This window comes from Streptomyces musisoli, assembly GCF_016741855.1.
GTDB lineage: Bacteria > Actinomycetota > Actinomycetes > Streptomycetales > Streptomycetaceae > Streptomyces > Streptomyces musisoli.
The window spans coordinates 127643-145785 of record NZ_JAERRH010000015.1; the positions used below are offsets into that span (position 1 = coordinate 127643).

The following is an 18143-nucleotide window of genomic DNA, read 5'->3' on the forward strand; positions in this document are numbered from 1 at the left end:
CATTGTTCCGGCGAGAGCTGGACGACGAGGCTCTGCGGGGTCCACGGTGCCAAGTGGTTCAGGCCAACCGTGGTGGTGTGCCACGATGCTCAAGCCGACTCCAGCCACCCATTTTGCCGCCCGCGCCCCGTCAGCATGCCGGTGTGCGCACTCTCGGCCAGGGGGCTGACGCCCCGCGACACCGGCGTTTGCGGCGTAGTGTGGCAGATGTGCACGCAGGTGCATCAAGCGGGTGCGCGCATTGTCATCCGGGTGCCGGGACGTCTTCCTACGCCGCACAGGGCCGGGCCTCTTCCCGCACCATCGGATCATCCCGACGCAAGCAGGCATGGTGAGGGCCCGCCTCTCTGACCGGCTGCCCACCGGCGACAGCGTTGTGCACTGCGTTGATCGCACCGCGGTTCTCCGGTCCTGCACTCGACATCGAAGGATGAACATCATGGCCAAGCTGATTCTTGAGCCTGCCGCGCAGGAGATCGCCGACGCGACGTCGAAGCCTCCCTTCCTCTACGAGCTGGGCCCAGAGGGAGCCCGCAAGGTCCTCGACGACATTCAGGCCGCACCGGTCGACAAGCTGGACGTGACCGAGCAGTGGGTGACGGTGCCAGCCAACGTGGGGGAGGTGCGGGTACGCATCGTCAAGCCCGTCGACGTAGGGCAGAGAGCACCCGTCGTCCTCTACGTTCACGGTGGCGGGTGGATCCTCGGCAACGCGGGTACGCACGACCGCCTGGTGCGCGAGCTCGCGGTCGGCGCTGACGCCGTCGTCGCATTCGTCGAGTACGACCGTTCACCCGAGGCCCGCTACCCGGTCGCCCTCGAGCAGGCTTACGCCACCGCTCAGTGGCTGATCCGCAACGCCGACGAGCATGGGCTGGATGTCTCCCGGCTGGCCGTGGCTGGCGATTCCGTCGGCGGCAATATGGCCGCCGCCCTGGCCATCCTGGCCAAGCAGCGCGGCGACGTCACCTTCATCCACCAGTCGCTGTACTACCCGGTCACCGACGCCGCTCAGGACACCGACAGCTACCGCGAATTCGCCGACGGGCCGTTCCTCACAGCCCAGGGCATGGCCTGGTTCTGGGACGCCTACACCACCGATCCCGACGAGCGCGCGCAGAGCACGGCCTCGCCGCTACGGGCCAGCCGGGAGGAGCTCGTCGGGCTGCCGCCGGCCCTGGTCGTCGTCGACGAGAACGACGTGCTGCGCGACGAGGGCGAGGCCTACGCACGCCGCCTGACCGAAGTGGGGGTGGACACCACCAGCATCCGCTACAACGGTGTCATCCACGACTTCATGATGCTCAATCCCGTACGTCCCACGAACGCCGCGAATGCCGCGATCGAGCAGGCCATCCGCACTCTGCGCACGGCCTTCGGACACTGACACCGCAGGCTCCGGGTCCGCCACCCGCAAACGGTGGCCGACTCGGTCCCGCCCTCGTCGTGCAGCAGGGATACCGCGGGGGGATGTGCCGTTTTCCGAGGAGGTGCGGACGTGGCACGCCTTGTATCAGTCAACGTGGGGTTGCCGAAGGATGGCGCCTGGCATGGCAGGACGGTCCACATGGGCGCGTGGCAGACACCGGTGACGGGTGCCCGGCGGGTGCGGCGGCTCAACGTCGATGGGGACGGCCAAGGCGACCTGGATACCCAGCGCTATGCCGCGCGGAACACAGTAGAACGGGCCGTGAACAAGCTCAAGCAGTTCAGAGCCGTCGCAACGCGCCAAAAGGCGTACGTCTTCCTCGGATCCGTCACTGCCGCGGCCATCCGCGGTGGAGGTCATCTCGACCCGCTGTGCCGTCGTGACGGTCAGGCGCATCCGCCGTCCGTGCCCGGTTTCACCTCTCCCCCGCCGGCCGGGGTTTGCGGCCGGCGGGTCGGTTGCGGGTCGTTGCCGTGGGCCGTACGGCGGCCAGTTGTGCGGCGGCGCTGTCCAGCAGGGTGTCCAGGACGGCCGGATAGGCGCTGTGCGGCATGCGGGCGGCCAGCAGGCGGGCGGTGGCGGCGATGTGGGGGTAGGAGTCCGCGGGCAGCCGGGCGTACGTGGAGGTCCACATCTCCTCGTCCGTCGCGCGGGCCTCTTCCGCCAGGGCGAGTGCTCCGGCGTCGAGCGCGGCGAAGGCGAGGCTCAGGTCGATGAAGGCGTGGTAGAGACGGACCGCCGTGGGGTCCGGGAAGCCGGCGGTGCGCAGGATGCCGAGGATCGTCTCGTCGACGGCGATCTCCCGGGGACGGCCGGTGACCCGGCTCGCGGTCAGGGCGGCCGCCTGCGGATGGGCTAGGTACGAGGAGTGGATGGCGACCCCGAGGGCGCGCAGGTCGGTCCGCCACTCACCGGTCGCCGACCAGCTGTCCAGCGCCTGTCCCATCAGCTCCTCGCCGATGGCACGGGTGAGGTCGTCCATGCCGGCGAAGTAGCGGTAGAGCGTGCTGGGGTCGGCGCCGAGCGCCGTACCCAGCCGCCGCGCGGTGAGGCCGGTACTGCCGTGCTCCCGGAGGACCCGCAGGGCGGTGTGCACGATGAGCCTCTCGGACAGCACGGTGCCCTGCTGAGTCGGCCGGCGCCTGCGCCGCGCCGATTCCGGCACCACTTGCTTGGCCATGCCGACCACTCCATCCCGTCTCCACGACGGCAATCCTTATGCCAACACAGTTGACTCTACATGGAGCCGTCCCGTTGCATCGGGGCATCTCGTTGGCAGTCCATGAGGAGAAAGGTGTGTGACATGCGAGTACTGCTCGTGGGCGCGGGCGGAGTCGGAACCGCCGTCACCCGTATCGCGGCCCGCCGCGGTTTCCTGAGCCACATGATCGTGGCGGACTACGACCCGGCCAGGGCCGAGGCGGCCGTCTCCGCGCTGAAGGAGCACGGGGACCGGTTCAGCGCGCGGCGTCTGGACGCCGGTGACGAGGACGGCGTGCGCCGGCTGCTCGTGGAGGAGCGCTGCGACGTCCTGCTGAACGCCACCGACCCGCGGTTCGTGATGCCGCTGTTCCGTGCGGCACTCGCGGCGGGTGCGCACTACCTGGACATGGCGATGTCCCTGTCCGCCGCGCACCCCGAGCGCCCGTACGAGGAGTGCGGCGTAAAGCTCGGGGACGACCAGTTCGAGCTGGCGGACCGGTGGGCGGACTCCGGCCGGCTGGCCCTGGTCGGCATGGGGGTCGAGCCCGGCCTGTCCGACGTCTTCGCCCGGTACGCCGCGGACGAGCTCTTCGACGAGATCGAGGAGATCGGCGTCCGCGACGGAGCCAATCTGACCGTGGAGGGCTATGACTTCGCCCCTTCCTTCAGCATCTGGACCACCATCGAGGAGTGCCTGAACCCTCCGGTGGTCTATGAGAAGGACCGGGGCTGGTTCACCACCGCGCCGTTCAGCGAGCCGGAGGTCTTCGACTTCCCCGAGGGCATCGGCCCGGTCGAGTGCGTGAACGTGGAACACGAGGAGGTGCTGCTGATCCCCCGGTGGGTGGACGCGCGCAGGGTGACGTTCAAGTACGGCCTGGGCGACGACTTCATCGCCAAGCTGAAGACCCTGCACGAGCTGGGCCTCGACTCCACCGCGAAGGTCACCGTCCCCGGTGAGGACCGTCCCGTGGGGGTGTCTCCGCGTGACGTGGTCGCCGCTTGCCTGCCCGACCCGGCCACCCTTGGCGAGCGGATGACCGGCAAGACGTGTGCGGGCACCTGGGTGAAGGGCACGAAGGACGGGGCTCCGCGCGAGGTGTACCTCTACCACGTGGTCGACAACCAGTGGTCCATGCGCGAGTACGGCTCCCAGGCCGTGGTCTGGCAGACGGCCGTCAACCCGGTCGTCGCCCTCGAACTGATCGCCTCCGGCATCTGGTCAGGCAAGGGTGTCCTCGGCCCCGAGGCCCTTCCGCCCCGCCCCTTCCTCGACCTGCTCGTCGAATACGGCTCGCCGTGGGGCCTGCGCGATCAGGGCTGACGGCGGCGGGGCAACGGAGCGCCGCCGGGTTCGGGGAGCGAGGGACGGGCGCGGCCCACGGCAGCGGCAGCCCCGGGACTCTGCGGCCGCCCGCCGGTGCGGCCGGTGGCGGGCGGCAGGTGCCGCGGCCGGCGACTCACCGGTGTGACCGGGTGGACCTCGTCACCGGTTCCTGCCCCAGCCTCTCCTTCTCCGCCTTGAGCTTGCGCCATACCGTGCCGAGGGCCTCGATGTCGCGCTCGTCGAGGAGGTCGGTGAAGACCGGAGCCAGGGCCTCACGGCGGGTGGCGTCGGCCTGTTCGAAGACGCGGCGGCCTTCGGCCGTGAGCGAGACCTCGATCGACCGCGCGTCGCGCTCCGACGGTGTACGGCTCACCAGTCCCCGGCCCTGGAGGGCGTCCACCACCCGGGAGACCTGGCTGCGGCTGAGCATGGTGCTGTTGCCGAGGACGGAGGCGGGCACGGGCTCGGGACTGGACGCCAGCCACAGCATCACCTCGAACCACGAGACCGGGAGGTCGTGCGCCTTGACGAGGGCACGGTCCACGCGCTCGGTCATCACCGTGCCGGCCCAGACCAGTCCGTAGAAGGCGTAGTCCGCGTCGGGCATCTCGGCCTGGGGAAGTTTCTTCGGCATGGATCAAGTATAGGCGTGTTGCGTGCGCACACACATAAAGCTATGTTGTGTGTGCACGCACATAAACGCCTGCTCGAAAGGCTCCGCCATGTCCAGCACCCCCCGCACCGTCCTGATCACCGGAACCTCCTCCGGTATCGGCCTCGCCGCCGCCGTCGCCGCCGCCCGGGCGGGCTGGCGTACGGTCGCCACCCTGCGCGACACCACCCGTGCCGACGCCCTGCGCAAGGCCGCCTCCGAAGCGGGCGTCGACCTCGACATCCGCCGGCTCGACGTGACCGACGAGGCATCCGTCAGCGCCGCCGTCGACGGCGTGATCGCCGACCACGGCCGCCTGGACGCCGTCGTCAACAACGCCGGCGCGGGACACCTCGGCACCCTGGAGAACGACTCCGTCGAAGACATCCGCAAGGTGATGGAGGTCAACTTCTTCGGCGTGCTGAACGTCTCCAAGGCCGCGCTGCCGCACCTGCGCGCCACCGGCGGCCGCCTGATCACCGTCACCAGCGTCGGCGGCGTCATCGGCCAGCCGTTCAACGAGGCGTACTGCGCCGCGAAGTTCGCCGTCGAGGGTTACCTGGAGAGCCTGGCCCCCGTCGCCCGGACCCTCGGCGTGAGCGTGTCCGTCGTGGAACCCGGGGCCGTGGCCACCGAGTTCGTGAACAACATCGGCGTCGACATCGACGCCGACATCGACGCCGGGCCGTACTCCGGCGCCCTGCGCCGCTACATCGACCGCACCGTCGAGCAGTTCCTGGACGGCACCGCCCAGACCGCGGCCTCGGCGGCGGAGTCGGTCATGGAGGCCCTCCTCGCCGACCGGCCCGCTTTCCGCATCCAGACCACCGACTGGGCCCGCACCTTCGTCGGCACCAAGCTGGCCGACCTCGACGGCTCCGCGGTGCAGGGCCTCACCACCACCTGGGTCTCCTGACCCGCCCCGCGCCCCGTCGGCTCCGGGGCATGCGCGGCGGGATGCCCCGGATGGACGGCGTGACCGCCGCCACGGGCCCACAGGGCGACGCCACGCCCGAGGCCACGGGCAGGCCGGCTGAACGGCAGTCGCTCCTGGACAAAGGCCCCGGTCTTCGGTGTATGCCCCCGAAGTGCATCAGTCGCGTCCTCGGCTCACATGGAGGTGAGTGAACGAAGGTCGGCGTCCAGCGTACGGATCAGCTCACCCACCCGTCCGCCGCCGGCGGGCGGCGCCGGGAAACGCCTGAGCACGTCAACGACGACCGGATGCACGCGACGCACCGCTCGCTGAAGGTGTTCGGCACCAACGCTCCGATCGTCGCCGGCGGCGAGTTCGGCCGCTCTGGCCGCGTAAGCGGCGGCTCCGAGGATGTGTTTGACCTGGGTGGCCTTGGCCAACGGATGCAGATAGGCGGCGCCGGCCGCGGACATCGCAGCCCACGCCGCCTCGCGCGCGGCCGAAGTACCCGCGTTCTTCGCCGCCTTGAGGGCCGCCGACGCTGTGTCGCGCAGAGACTTCCCGCGCTCGCCACCACGGGCGAACTCCCACGCCGCACCGACAGCGTCCCGAGGCCGGGAGTCGTCCGGCTGATCGGCCTCGAAGATTGCGAGTGCCACCTCCGCGCACGCCGCAGCGAACGCAGTGACCTCACGAAGGTCCTGCTTGCTCAGAACGATCTCGCTCGCTTCACCCGTCATACATCAATCATCGACCACCGTACCGAGCGACAAGGCGGCACGGTCGCCGTCGCCGCGATCCGGCTGTGGATCCGTCAGCGACGCGCCGTACAGCCCTTGGCGAGCCGTCCGACCCAAGCCGGCCTGCTCCCATGTCACTCCCCCATGCGGTGGATCTCCACGGCGGCGCCTCCGCCGCACGGGGGAAGCGGATCATGCGCCCGCCCGATGCCTGCGCGCTGCGGAGCCAGAACAGTGATCCCATGGCAATCAGCGAGACGGGTCCCACGACCGCGGTCGAGGGGATCGAGCGGTCCGTGCCGCTCCGGACAGAGCGCATGGCCCGCGAGATCGGTGGCCGGCGTCCCGCATTCCCCCACGCCGCACGTCCGATGAGAACGACGCCGGCCCTTCCGCCGCCTCCCAGCGGTCGACCGCATTGCGGACGTTGAGGGACCATCTGTGGCGATCTGGCTTATGTCGTTCCCGGCGTTCGCGTGCCTACTGGTCTTGTTCGCCCTGGTGGAGAGCGCGTGGCGATGGTTCACGGGGCTGGGCTTGATCCCGTGGCTGCGCAGGCGCTCGGGGCCGTCGTTGGCGACCATCGCCTTCGACGAATTCACGGCGGTCGTGAACGGAAACAAGACGGTGGAGCTGGAGCAGCGACGGGTGGAGCTGCTGCGGCGGGACGACGAGAGCGACGGTGCGCCGCCCCATTCCAGCATCGACCTGGCCAAGGGCACCGCGTTCATCGTGTTGCCCCGGGAAGCGGACGCCCCGTGCACCGACAGGCGCGATGCCGGTGAGGGGCGGCGGTGAGACCCCGACCGGAGGGCACGGGGGCGGAACCGGCCATGCTGTGGGGGCGCCTCGCCTGCTGGTGGGCGGTCGCGTTCGCCGGGTTGCACTTCTACTGGGCCCTGGGCGGCGATGTGGGGCTGAGCGTCTCCGCCGGTCCGCTGGCGGCCGAGCGCCCGCTGTGGTTCGTCGTAGCCGGTTTGTGGGGTGTGGGTGCGCTCTGCCTCCTCGGTGCCCTGCTGGCATGGCTGCTTGCCCGGTCCAGACTCCGGGGTGTTCCCGCTCTGCTGGCGAGGTGGCAGGGATGGGGCGTCAGCGCGCTCCTGCTGGCCCGTGGCATCGGTGTCGAGGTGCTGCTGCTGACCGACACGTCGCACCTGAGCGCCTCGGTGAGTGTGGGGCAGCGGGCTTGGACGCTGGCCCTCTGGAACCCCTGGTTCATCGCAGGAGGAGTGGCCTTCGCTCTCGCCACCCTCCGGTCCCGCAGGGATACCGACGCAGGACCGCCACCGCCGTCCAGAGGCTGATCGCTCAGCCCGCCGGCCCACGGCCCCACCGCTCCGAGAGCAGGCTCGCTGCCCCGTCGACAGCCCCTAGGTCAGGACCAGCCAGCGGCGGCCGTCGATGAGTTCTCGTGCCGCATCGAGATGGCCTGCGTGGCATGCGGTCTCGGTGATGACGTGGAGCAGGACGTCGCGAAGGGTGTGCAGGTGCGGTTCGCCGAACAGGTCGTGAGGCCACCAGGCCAGTGCGGCGTCGGCAGGGGTGGCGGTGATGACGGCGTCGGCGAGCCTCGCCTCCTGCCGGTATCCCTCGAACACGTCACCGGCCGGCACTTCCGGTGCCACGTTCCAGGCTTCGTCGCCGCTCGTCAGGCCACGGATGGTCGCCCCGTCCCCGGCGACGACCGCACGGAACCAGAAGCGTTCGACGTCCAGCGCGAGGTGCTGGACCAGCCCCAGACAGTGCCATCCGGATGGCAGCACCGGCCGTCGCAGAGCCTTGGCGTCAAGCCCGTCCAGGATGCCGAGAATGTGGCGGCGCTGCCCGTCCAAGACCCGCAGAAGCGCCCTGACCTCACTGTCGGCAGCCGTCTCACCCATGTTTTCGGTCACTTACCCAGAATCCCTCAACTCGCCCCACTCCGCCGGGAGTTCCACGAAGCCGGGGGTCCACGGAGAGGAGGCGCACGCCTCAAGCCGGTGAACCCGTGCGGTCACGGCACTGGACGTCGCGGTGGATGCGCTCGAAGCCTTCGGTCCACTCGTCCTCGTCGACCGCGTGTTCGTCGATGACGAAGCAGTCCGGCTCGTCGGCGAAGCCGGGCAGCAGCCGTGCTCGGTGCATACGCTCCCTGGCCTTCTCCGGGGTGGAGTAGACGCCGAGCAGCTTCACGTCGTCGCCGTCCTGCTCGTCGACGTACACGGTCTGACCATCGACATGCAGGGTCGTGCCGTCGTCACCGGCTTCGTTCTGGTGCCCGATGTGCCACAGGAGGTAGACCGTCATCGCCGCAGATTACCCCGCACGCCACAACTGACCCCAAGCCGGAAGGCCGCGCGCAGCCGTTCGGATATCCCGGCCACCGCACCGGGCTCGTCCAGCACGTCGAGCCGGCCGCAGGCGGCGCCGACCCGGATCCGGGCCCGAGACCGAACACTCCCGGCGCCGATCACGCCGCTGCCGTCGCTCAGGAACCCGCACGAGTGCCGGAACGGCGCGGCCGGCACGAGGCAGCCGGTCCCGCCCCGTCCGGGGTTGTCCGTGGTCACTGATAGCGTGCCGCCTCCTGCCAACAAGATCACGAAAGGACGGCAGACGTGCCGGAAGTGACGCGCCATGAAGTGAGCGGACAGCGCATGGCCGAGGCCCTCGACGACATCACCGGACGGGCCCGGCGGCGGTGGCATTCGATGCGCTACGACGACCCGTCCCCACGGAAACTGAAGCAGCTGGGCGGCGAACTGTTCGACCACGTCGCCGCGCGCACGGTGCGGGCGCCTGCGCTCGACGAGGCGTCGCGGGTCGCGCTGGAGACCGCGGCGCACTGCGCTCTGGGGGCGCTGAGCATCGGATGCTTCCCCAACGGCGACCAGGAGATTGCCCTCCCTCTCCTCGACGAGCGGCTCAGCAGCGAGGACATCGCCTTCGGTGACGCGGTCGACCAGGCTCCGACCGCGAGGACGTGGCTCGACGCCTTCGAGATGTGTCTGGTCAGCGGGCTGGTGTGGGACTGGGAGCGGGTGATCGGTCTGCTCCTGCGCGGCGACTTCGCGCCCGCGATCCGCGACGGGGTGCCCTACTCGGAGCTGACCTCGGCGTCGGATCCGCGGGATGTCGCGGCCATGGACGCCCTGTGCGGCTATCTGACCGAGGCGGACGGCCACCTGCCGCGCGACTGGCCCACCGTGCCACTGCGCAAGCCGGACGCCGACGAGCGCGCCGGCGCCGCCCGGCGCCTGGACGCCACGGACTCCCTGACGCCCGACCAGCGGCTGCTGCGCGTGCTCCTCGACGATGACCGGACCGCCTTCGAACAGGCACTCACGGCCCGGCTCGTCGAACACCGGCAGAGCGTGGGGCCCGACCCCGCACCCGGTTCGCTGCTGCCGCTCGGCGCGCTCGCGCTCGCCACCCTCGCGGTCCAGGCACACGGCTGGGACCTCGGCGTCCGCTCCGGCTACCTGCCCGACGATCTGCTGGGCTCGCCCCAGGCCCTTCAGCAGGCGGAGGCCATCGGCGTCAACAACCTGGGGTACTGGGCCGCCAAGTAGCCGCACCGCAAGGCCCTCGATCGCCGCGCAGGGGTGCCGCGTGCCCTGATGCAACCTCGAGGGCCTCTGCCGCCCGGCCGGCCACCGGGTGCCGGTGCGTGGGCCCCGGTCGGCCCGTCCGAAACAGGCCGGCCCCTCCATCCGGGGCAGGGCGGCATGCACTGCGCGACGCGCTGCTCCGGCCCCGACCTGGTCGCGCCGACGGGCTGCCATGTCCGGCCCCGGGCACGGCCGCCGACCCCCGGTGGGCGCCTCGCTTCCCCGGGCCGGTGACGGATCCCTCACGCACCCCGTGTGGAAAGGGGTGGACCCACCCTCGCGCCGGGACGATCGTGGGCGCCATGAATGATCACCGCAACGCACCCGTGGCCCCCGCCGACACCGACCTCCCCCACGACGCCCCGGACCGTTGCGGGTCGCCGGGGACGAGCACGGCACCCGGTGTGCCGGGGGCCGCGAGTGACGCGGCTCCGGACGAGGAGGCGGGCGACGTCCGCCGCTTCTGGGGCCGGCTCGGGCTTCCCGGGCTGGTCGACGTCCACACCCACTTCATGCCCGAGCGAGTGCTGCACAAGGTCTGGGACTACTTCGACGCACAGGGACCCCTGACCGCCCGGCTCGAGTGGCCCATCGCCTACCGGAAGGACGAGGCCGAACGAACCGCTCTGCTACGGGAGTTCGGCGTGCGTGCCTTCACCGCGATGCTCTACCCGCACAAGCCCGGCATGGCCCCGTGGCTGAACGCGTGGGCGGCCGACTTCGCCCGCCGCACGCCCGACTGCCTGCACACCGCCACCCTCTACCCCGAGCCGGGCGTCGAGACGTACGTCCGCGAAGCCGTCGAAGCGGGCGCGCGGGTGTTCAAGGCGCACGTCCAGGTCGGGGCGTACGACCCGGCCGACGAACTTCTGCACCGGGCATGGGGAGTACTGGCCGAGGCGGGGGTCCCCGTGGTGATCCACTGCGGCTCCGGGCCGGCGCCGGGCGCGTACACGGGACCCGGGCCGATAGAGCGAGTGATGGCGCGGCACCCGAGGCTGCGGCTGATCATCGCGCACCTGGGGATGCCCGAGTACGAGGAGTTCCTCCGCCTCGCCGAGCGGTACGGAGAGGTCCGGCTGGACACGACCATGGCGTTCACCGACTTCACCGAGGGGTTCATGCCGTTCCCGCGCCGGGCGCTGCCCCGGCTGGCCGAGCTGGGCGACCGCTTCCTGCTCGGCTCCGACTTCCCCAACCTCCCCTATCCCTACGTGCACCAGCTCCACGCCCTGGAGCGGCTGGACCTCGGGACGGACTGGCTGCGGGCCGTGTGCCACGACAACGCGGCACTGCTCTTCGAACTGTGAAGAGGGGGCTGGACGGCCGGCCGCGGTGAGCGGGCCGACCGGCAGTCCGCTCACCGCATGTCGGCTTGGTAGGCAAGTGAACGCTTGCCTATTCTGCGGGTGTGGCCGACGACCTCTGCAGAGTCTTGGCCGACCCACCCGCCGCGCCATCGTCGACGGGCTCACGGAGAGGTCCGGGCAGACACTGTTCGAGATCCGCGCGCGACTGAGCATGAGGCACCGGCTCGGGGCATCTCGTGTCAGGCCGTCCCCCAGCACCTCGCCGTGCTGGAGGCCGCCGGGCTCGTCGAGACCAGGCGGGAGGGCCGCTACGAGTTCCACGACCTGAACACAGCCCCCCTACGGCGGACAGCCGAGCGCCGGCTGGGGCACGACACATCCGCGGCGGAGGAGAACAGCCCATGAAGATCCATCTGACCAGCGTCTTCGTCGACGACCAGGCCAAAGCGCTGCGCTTTTACACCGAGGTCCTCGGCTTCGTGAAGAAGTACGACGTCCCGGTGGGCGAGAAGGACCGCTGGCTCACCGTCGTCTCCCCCGACGACCCCGGCGGCACCGAACTCCTCCTGGAGCCCGCCGGCCATCCGGCCGTCAAGCCCTACCGCGACGCGCTCGCGCAGGACGGCATCCCGGTCGCCCAGTTCGCCGTCGACGACGTGAAGGCGGAGTACGACCGTCTGCGCGGCCTCGGTGTCCGCTTCACCCAGGAGCCTATGGAGATGGGCCCCGTCACCACCGCCGTCTTCGACGACACCTGCGGCAACCTGATCCAGATCGCCACACAGCCGCAGTAGCCGGACAGCGGCGGCTTCGGCCGCCGGCCCGGCCGTGGCGGTGGGCTCCCGCTCGTCGGCCGACCGCCCCGCGCGGTCCCGCCGCCTCCGTGCCAGGACCGCGAACCATCACCGGGCAGGGGTGAATATCCGGTCGAGGTTGCCGGCGGTCGATGACTACGCTGTCCGGGCCGATCGTCGAGAACACACGGGGGAGATTCGATGACCGCTGTCTCACAGCGCATCCCGGCAACCATCGCCACCGAACGGCTGGTTCTGCGGCTGTTCACGCCGGATGACGTCGACGACCGGTACGCGTACCAGTCCCTGCCGGAGGTCGCGCGCTTCCTCTACCGCCCTCCGCTCACCCGCGAGAGCTGTGCCGAGTCCATCGCCGCCCGGGCCGGCGGGACCGCTTGGCAGGCCGACGGCGACGGGCTCCTGCTGGCCGTGTGCCGGGCCGGCGAACCGGGCGTCATCGGCGAAGTCGTCCTCACTCTCGCGAACGCGCGCGCCCGGCAGGCCGAGATCGGCTGGGTCTTCGACCCGCGGTACGCCGGGCAGGGCTACGCCACCGAGGCGGCGCGTGCCCTGACCTCGCTGGCCTTCGGCCAGTTGGGCGCTCACCGGGTCTACGCCCGGCTCGATGCCCTCAACACCGCGTCGGCGCGTGTGTGCGAGCGTCTCGGCATGCGTCACGAGGCGCATCTGGTCGAGAGCGACCTGGACGAAGACCGCTGGGGCAGCGAGTACGTCTACGCGATCCTCGCCCGCGAGTGGCCGGAACGGCAGACCACGTCGTGACGGACAAGGCCTAGCTGTGCTGTCCCGGGCCGGCCGGCGCGTCCTCGTCCGCCTGGTCCGCCGCCCGTTCCGGGGCCGGTGGCCGGCGCGGCAGGGGGCGCCCCGGCCGCTCAGCCGATGACGACGACCCGTGCCCAGGACGGTGGGGTGTCCGGTACGTAGTCGGGGTCGTTCTCGTTCGTGGGCCGGCCCGGGCGGGGGAAGAGGCCGACGACGGTGCGGCAGGGCGGCTGCGCGGAGGGCCAGGGTGTCTGACCGTCCGTGAGGGCGACGATCACGTCCGGACGCGGCCGGGCGTGCAGCGCACGGGCGAACCCCGAGCGCAGATCCGTTCCCCCGCCGCCGATCAGTTCGATGCTCTCGGCGCGGCAGAGCGGTACGGCGATCCCGGCCGCGGCGTCGCAGGAGATCACCGAGATCAGGTCACGGCGCCCTCCCACCGTCCGGGAGATCGCCGCCACCTCCAGCAGCGCGCTGCCCAGCTCGGCGTCGCTCACCGACCCGGAGGTGTCGATCACGACGCAGACCCGGGGCGGCGTACGGCGCAGGCTCGGCAGCAGCACCCCGGGAAGGCCGGCCGAACGCCGCGACGGACGCCGATAGCTGTGGTTGTCGCCCGTTCCCGGTGCGGCCGCCGCGGAGCGCACCGCCGCTCCCAGCAGCTGCCGCCACGGCTGCGGCGGATGGAACACCTCGTCCGCCCAGCGGCGCCACCCCTCCGGCGCGTCGCCCGGCCGGCCCTTGATGGCCTCGGCGACCCGGAAGCGGACCGCGTCGCGCTGCTGCCTGCTCAGCCCATGTGCGCCGTCGGGTCCCAGCTCCCACGGCCGGGGCCGGCCGTCGGCACCGCTGCCGCAGTCCAGCCAGGCCAGTTCCGCGGCCGTCCCGGACATCGACGCCGTGCGCAGGTACTCCTCCATCAGCAGTCCGTCGGGCAGCCGCAGCAGCGACGGGCGCACCGCGCCGAAGGGCACGGGCAGCCCGTCCCCGTAGATGTCGTCGTTGATCTCGAAGTCGGCGGCGATGTTCCGCCGCAGCCGCTCGCCGGGCCCGTACTCGCCGGTCTCCCGGGCATACCGCTCGCTTCGCCCGTGGTGGTCCCGGATCAGGTGCGAGACCTCGTGCACCCAGATGCCCGCGAGGTCCTCCATCGGGGTCCGCGACACGAAGCCGGGGGAAACGTAGCAGCGCCAGTGCGCGTCGACCGCCATGGTGGGCACCGCACGGTCCTCCACCACGTGCAGCGCGAAGAGCGCGCTGGCCAGGTACGGGCGCACCTTCACCGCGTGCAGCCGGGCAGCCAGCAGCTTGTCCAGGTCCAGCGGCAGCCCCGGCGGGTCTTCCGGCCCGCCGGAGCCGGCCGCCCGCCCCGGCAGGGTGCCCCGCACCGGACGCGGCGGCGGGGGCGGGGGCATGGGGCGTGGCACCGGGCGCGGGCGCCTGGCAGCCCCCGTCACCCGTGCACCCTCCACCACCACCCCGGCAGCCCCCGTGTTCGGCGCACCCTCCACCGCCCGCCCAGCAGCCCCCGTCATCGGCGCGCCTCCCTTCCCGCGCCCGGCAGCCCCCGTCATCGGCGCGCTCCCGTGGCTCGCCCGGTGGCGCGCGCGGCGACCCGCTCCACGGACTCGTCCGCGCGTCGGGCGAGGCCGATCACTCCGGCGAGCCGCTCCACCGCTTCCGGTGTCGTCCAGTCGTCGCGTCGCAGTGAGGCGAGCACTGCCGCTGGGCCGACCAGGAGATCCGGGGCGCCGGTTTCCAGGGCCCGGACGACGACCGCCCATCCCGCCTCCCAGCGCTGCTTCGACGGCCGTGCCCCGACGGCGGCCACCACCGCCTCCAGCGCCGCCTGCCTCAGGTCGCCCCGCGCCGGCAGCTCGGCGGTGGCGGGATCGGCCAGCAGTGACTCCGGGTCGGGCAGGTCCATCCGGTCCAGATGGGCGAGGAGTTCGAGCCCCGGCCCGTCCCCCACCGCGCCCCGCACCAGCGACGCCAGTACCTCCCGGGAGACCGAGGCGGCCGTGCCGAAGGCCAGCAGGGTCATGGCCGCCTCCCAGCTGCGGGGCGAGGGCCAGGCACCGCCGCGCCGCGTCTCGGTGCTCGGCAGCCGGTGGATCAGTGTCGGCCGGGCCTCCAGGAAGCCGCAGACCGCGCGCCGGGCGTAGGCCACCGCTTCCGGCAGCCGCTGCGGCACGAGCCGGGGCAGTTCCGCCCGGGGCCAGACCCCGCCGAGGCCGCGCACCACCACCTCCCGGTCGTGCACCCAGTGCAGGTGCACGAACCGGTTGGCCAAGGGCGGGCTCAGCTCCCACCCGTCCGCCGCCGAGGCGCGCGGGTTGGCGGCGGCCACGATCCGCACGCCCGGCGGCAGTTGCAGCGCACCGACCTTCCGCTCCAGGACGACCCGGAGCAGTGCGGCCTGGACGGCCGGGGTGGCGGTGGAGAGTTCGTCGAGGAAGAGGAGCCCCCGCCCGGCGCGGACGAGTTCCACGGCCCACTGCGGCGGCGCCATCGGCACCCCCTGCACCGCCGGGTCGTCGCCGACGATGGGCAGTCCGGAGAAGTCGGACGGCTCGTGGACGCTGGCGATCACGGTCGTGAGCGGCAGGTCCAGGGAGGCGGCGAGCTGGGTCAGGGCCGCGGTCTTGCCGATGCCGGGCTCGCCCCAGAGCAGCACGGGCAGGTCGGCAGCGACGGCCAGGGTGAGTGCTTCGAGCTGTTCGTCGGGGCGCGGCTCCGTGGTGGTCGTCCGCAGGAGGGCCAGCAGGTCGCCGGCGAGGGCGAGTTGGGTGCCGGTTCCGGGCGCGGCCGCGGAGCCGGCTGCGGGCTCGTCGGCGGCCGGGGCTGGGGTGGGCAGGAGGGTGCTGGAGGTCATGGTCATCACCTGGGTATGGGGAGGGAAGGGAGCGGGCCGGGCCGTTCCCGATGTCGTGTGTGCAGGGCGCACGGCAGGCGCCGTTCGTGCGGAAGTTGGTTGCGGGCCGACAGGCGCGTGGGTCAGCGGTGCAGGCCGGTGCGGGGCCGGGCCCGGCTGGTCTGTTTGCGGTGCATCGCGGCGGGCGCACGGCGGTCGAGCCGGGGGCGGTGGTCCACCTCCGGGTACCCGGTGCCCGAGGCGTTGCGGTCCTCTCCCGCATCGGCGGCGGGGTGTTCGGCGACCAGGCCGGCGCGGAAGAGTCCGTGGTCGAGGCGGCGGGCCGCGGCCGACTCCAGCACCACCCGGAGCGGGCCGTCGCGCAGCACCGCCCCTGGACCGAGCAACCCCTCGACCACGGTCAGCGCCCCCGTGATGTCACCGTGGCACAGCCGCTCCCGGACGGCGGGCAGGGCCTCCGGGCTGCGGTGGACCAAGTCGATCGCCCGCAGGCAGGGCAGCGCCGGACCGCCGAGCGCCACCAGCAGGTCCTCGCGGCGCAGTTCGACCGGGTCGTGATCGATCGCCGTGAGCACCCCGTCCCGCAGGGCGATCCGGTGGACCTCGCCCCGGCATTCCACCCGGTGCGGATCACCGGGCTCCGGGGCGGGGCCGGCCGCGGGTGCCGCGGCGAACCGGGCCAGTGCCGCGGCGACGAGGGGGTGCAGCCGCCCGGCCGGGACCAGCCCGGCTCGCAGCAGTTCCAGATCCGGGGGGATACGGGCCGCCGCCTCCGGCAGTACCGGAAGCGCGGCGATCTCCTGCTGCGGCAACGTCTCGCGCGGTGGCCGCAGCGACGGGGCGTGGCTGTCGTCGGGGGCGACGAGTTCGAGTACGGCGCGGTTTCGCGCCCCCAGTCGCACCGTGAACGCCCCGCGGGGGCGTCCCTCGGCTCGTAGCAGCAACTCGGCCTCGGCGGCCCAGTTCTCCACCGCCCACGAGGCGTCGTGAGCGGCGGCTCCGGGTGCCGGGCCGGGGAGGACTGGGCGGCCGGCGACAAGGGACCGTGCGGAGGATGCCAGGGCCGGTGTCGCGTCTGCGCCGCACCTGCGCGCCAGTTCTCCGCTCCGCTCCCGGTCCCAGAGATGCCGGTGCAGGTCGAGGCGGAAACGCCGGTCGGGATGCGGGTGAGGATGGTGCGCGGCGGCATCGTCGCCGGGCCCCTGCCAGAGGGCCAGGGACATCCGCTGACCGGCGTCCGCCCGGACCGGTGGGGTCCGCACCACGAGTTGCAGGGGGGTGCCGCCCGAACTCCGGTAGTGGGCCAGGGCGATGGTGAGGCCGGGCCTCAGCCGCCCGTCCGGCAGGATCCGGGGCATGTGCCAGCGGAGCAGGTCGGGCGTCAGCCGACGCAGGTCCGTACGAAGGTGGTTGGTGACATCGGAGCCGTGGCGGTCGCGCACGGCACGGAGATCGAAATCGACGTCGATCCGAGCGGCGGCGCAGGCACCGGCCCAGTCACCTACGGCACGCCGTGCGGTCGCGATTTCGATCATGGACGGTGGCACGGCGTACTCGCGGACGCGCTGCCACATCAGGAGGCGGGGTGGAATCCCGTTCGCGGGGTGATGTGCCATCAGCACTCACCTTGCGCGAACGATTCCCCCAATCCGCATGAGGAGAAGTTCTTCATCTCCGGCATGGTAACCACACCGTGGACGATCTGTCTCCCGCTTAGTGATCGCCCCCTTCCGGAGCGGCGGCAGCGGCTGCGGCCGGTCCCACGGCTCGACCGGCACGACGCACTGCGGCACGACGCACGGAAGCGGGCCCTCAACTCCACTGCGGCGCAGGGCATTCGGGAGCGTTCTACGCTACGGGGATGATCAAGCCGATTGAACTGGTGATATTCGACTGCGACGGGGTCCTCGTCGACAGCGAGCGCATTGCCGTCCGGGTCCAGGTGGCTCTCGGTGCCGAACTGGGCTGGCCGCTCACCGAGGACGAGGTGGTGGCCCGGTTCATCGGGCGTTCGCACGCCGCCATCCGCGAGCAGGTCACCGAGCGGCTCGGGCAGGCGACGGCCGCGGTCTGGGCGGAGCGGTTCGAGCGGTTGCACCGTGACGCGGTGGACACCGGCCTGACCCCGGTCGCGGGTCTGCCGGAAGCGCTGGACGAGATCACGCTGCCGACCTGTGTGGCGTCCAGCGGCACGCACGAGAAGATGCGCCACACCCTGGGCCGCACCGGCCTGTACGAGCGATTCGAGGGCCGGATCCACAGCTCCACGGAAGTGGCGCGCGGCAAGCCGGCTCCCGACTTGTTCCTGTACGCCGCCGAGCGGATGGGCGTCGCCCCGGCCGCGTGTGTGGTGGTCGAGGACAGCCGCCCCGGGGTCCAGGCCGCGCGCGCCGCCGGCATGCGCGCTCTCGGCTACGCCGGCGGACTCACCCCGGCGGAACGCCTCGAAGGCCCGGACACCGTCGTCTTCCACGACATGCGCAAGTTGCCCACGCTGCTGCGCGAGATGTGACGTGGTCCCGCG

Annotated in this window: 18 protein-coding genes and 1 pseudogene; 11 read left to right on the forward strand and 8 right to left on the reverse strand. The window is 71.9% G+C overall.

Translation table 11 applies throughout. The features are described 5' to 3' along the window. Positions 1–439 precede the first annotated feature (439 nt). Positions 440–1387 carry an alpha/beta hydrolase gene (locus tag JK361_RS30360; RefSeq protein WP_201824229.1) on the forward strand — a complete coding sequence of 316 codons (948 nt, stop codon included), beginning with the start codon at positions 440–442 and terminating at the stop codon, positions 1385–1387. A 457-nt stretch (positions 1388–1844) separates the two neighbouring features. Here the strand turns inward: JK361_RS30360 and JK361_RS30370 are convergent, their stop codons facing one another. Beyond that, positions 1845–2609, reverse strand: a complete 765-nt coding sequence (locus tag JK361_RS30370; protein WP_201824231.1) for a TetR/AcrR family transcriptional regulator — start codon at positions 2607–2609, stop codon at positions 1845–1847. 123 nt (positions 2610–2732) lie between these two features. On the opposite strand from JK361_RS30370, the gene JK361_RS30375 reads away from it, so the two are divergent. After that, positions 2733–3956, forward strand: coding sequence for a saccharopine dehydrogenase family protein (locus JK361_RS30375; RefSeq protein ID WP_201824238.1), 1224 nt, complete (start codon positions 2733–2735; stop codon positions 3954–3956). A gap of 136 nt (positions 3957–4092) precedes the next feature. Here the strand turns inward: JK361_RS30375 and JK361_RS30380 are convergent, their stop codons facing one another. Then, a complete protein-coding gene (locus JK361_RS30380; RefSeq protein WP_236053806.1) occupies positions 4093–4593 on the reverse strand; it encodes a MarR family winged helix-turn-helix transcriptional regulator in 501 nt (166 codons plus the stop codon). A gap of 61 nt (positions 4594–4654) precedes the next feature. Here JK361_RS30380 and JK361_RS30385 point away from each other — a divergent pair, with 61 nt between their 5' ends. After that, the gene (locus tag JK361_RS30385) at positions 4655–5527 is read left to right on the forward strand and encodes an SDR family oxidoreductase (RefSeq protein ID WP_372448760.1); all 873 of its coding nucleotides are present in this window, start codon (positions 4655–4657) and stop codon (positions 5525–5527) included. A 194-nt stretch (positions 5528–5721) separates the two neighbouring features. On the opposite strand, the gene JK361_RS30390 is transcribed toward JK361_RS30385, so the two are convergent. Beyond that, positions 5722–6267: a putative immunity protein gene (locus JK361_RS30390; RefSeq protein ID WP_201824242.1), complete on the reverse strand. Its 546-nt coding sequence runs from the start codon at positions 6265–6267 to the stop codon at positions 5722–5724. A gap of 441 nt (positions 6268–6708) precedes the next feature. On the opposite strand from JK361_RS30390, the gene JK361_RS30395 reads away from it, so the two are divergent. Then, positions 6709–7065, forward strand: a complete 357-nt coding sequence (locus tag JK361_RS30395; RefSeq protein WP_201824244.1) for a DUF6191 domain-containing protein — start codon at positions 6709–6711, stop codon at positions 7063–7065. Further along, positions 7062–7571 (forward strand): DUF3995 domain-containing protein, encoded by a 510-nt coding sequence (locus tag JK361_RS30400; protein ID WP_201824246.1) that lies wholly within the window; start codon positions 7062–7064, stop codon positions 7569–7571. Before JK361_RS30395 ends, JK361_RS30400 begins: the two co-directional genes overlap by 4 nt. A 66-nt stretch (positions 7572–7637) precedes the next feature. Here the strand turns inward: JK361_RS30400 and JK361_RS30405 are convergent, their stop codons facing one another. Together JK361_RS30405 and JK361_RS30410 are read right to left on the reverse strand one after the other, a co-directional pair. Then, positions 7638–8147, reverse strand: a complete 510-nt coding sequence (locus JK361_RS30405) for a DinB family protein (protein WP_201824336.1) — start codon at positions 8145–8147, stop codon at positions 7638–7640. Positions 8148–8238: 91 nt separating this feature from the next. Further along, entirely contained in the window at positions 8239–8553 is a 315-nt protein-coding gene (locus tag JK361_RS30410; protein ID WP_201824248.1) for a DUF7336 domain-containing protein, read from the reverse strand. A 311-nt stretch (positions 8554–8864) separates the two neighbouring features. On the opposite strand from JK361_RS30410, the gene JK361_RS30415 reads away from it, so the two are divergent. The 5 genes and pseudogenes from JK361_RS30415 to JK361_RS30430 all read left to right on the forward strand — a co-directional run bounded on the left by JK361_RS30415 (position 8865) and on the right by JK361_RS30430 (position 12744). Beyond that, positions 8865–9818, forward strand: coding sequence for an immunity 49 family protein (locus JK361_RS30415; RefSeq protein ID WP_201824250.1), 954 nt, complete (start codon positions 8865–8867; stop codon positions 9816–9818). 341 nt (positions 9819–10159) lie between these two features. Then, positions 10160–11167 carry an amidohydrolase family protein gene (locus JK361_RS30420; protein ID WP_201824252.1) on the forward strand — a complete coding sequence of 336 codons (1008 nt, stop codon included), beginning with the start codon at positions 10160–10162 and terminating at the stop codon, positions 11165–11167. Between the two features lie 101 nt (positions 11168–11268). Then, a pseudogene (locus tag JK361_RS41555) lies at positions 11269–11572 on the forward strand (ArsR/SmtB family transcription factor). Continuing rightward, positions 11569–11961, forward strand: coding sequence for a VOC family protein (locus JK361_RS30425; RefSeq protein WP_201824254.1), 393 nt, complete (start codon positions 11569–11571; stop codon positions 11959–11961). The pseudogene JK361_RS41555 and the gene JK361_RS30425 overlap by 4 nt, the downstream one beginning before the upstream one ends. A gap of 201 nt (positions 11962–12162) precedes the next feature. Continuing rightward, complete coding sequence (locus tag JK361_RS30430; protein WP_201824256.1) at positions 12163–12744, forward strand: GNAT family N-acetyltransferase; 582 nt, start codon at positions 12163–12165, stop codon at positions 12742–12744. Positions 12745–12854: 110 nt separating this feature from the next. Here the strand turns inward: JK361_RS30430 and JK361_RS30435 are convergent, their stop codons facing one another. From JK361_RS30435 to JK361_RS30445, 3 genes are all read right to left on the reverse strand, one after another. Beyond that, positions 12855–14159, reverse strand: a complete 1305-nt coding sequence (locus JK361_RS30435) for a vWA domain-containing protein (protein WP_201824258.1) — start codon at positions 14157–14159, stop codon at positions 12855–12857. 155 nt (positions 14160–14314) lie between these two features. Beyond that, positions 14315–15619 (reverse strand): AAA family ATPase, encoded by a 1305-nt coding sequence (locus JK361_RS30440; protein ID WP_201824260.1) that lies wholly within the window; start codon positions 15617–15619, stop codon positions 14315–14317. Between the two features lie 122 nt (positions 15620–15741). Then, a complete protein-coding gene (locus tag JK361_RS30445; RefSeq protein WP_201824262.1) occupies positions 15742–17235 on the reverse strand; it encodes a hypothetical protein in 1494 nt (497 codons plus the stop codon). A 245-nt stretch (positions 17236–17480) separates the two neighbouring features. On the opposite strand from JK361_RS30445, the gene JK361_RS30450 reads away from it, so the two are divergent. Then, complete coding sequence (locus tag JK361_RS30450; protein WP_201824263.1) at positions 17481–18131, forward strand: HAD family hydrolase; 651 nt, start codon at positions 17481–17483, stop codon at positions 18129–18131. Positions 18132–18143: the final 12 nt, after the last annotated feature.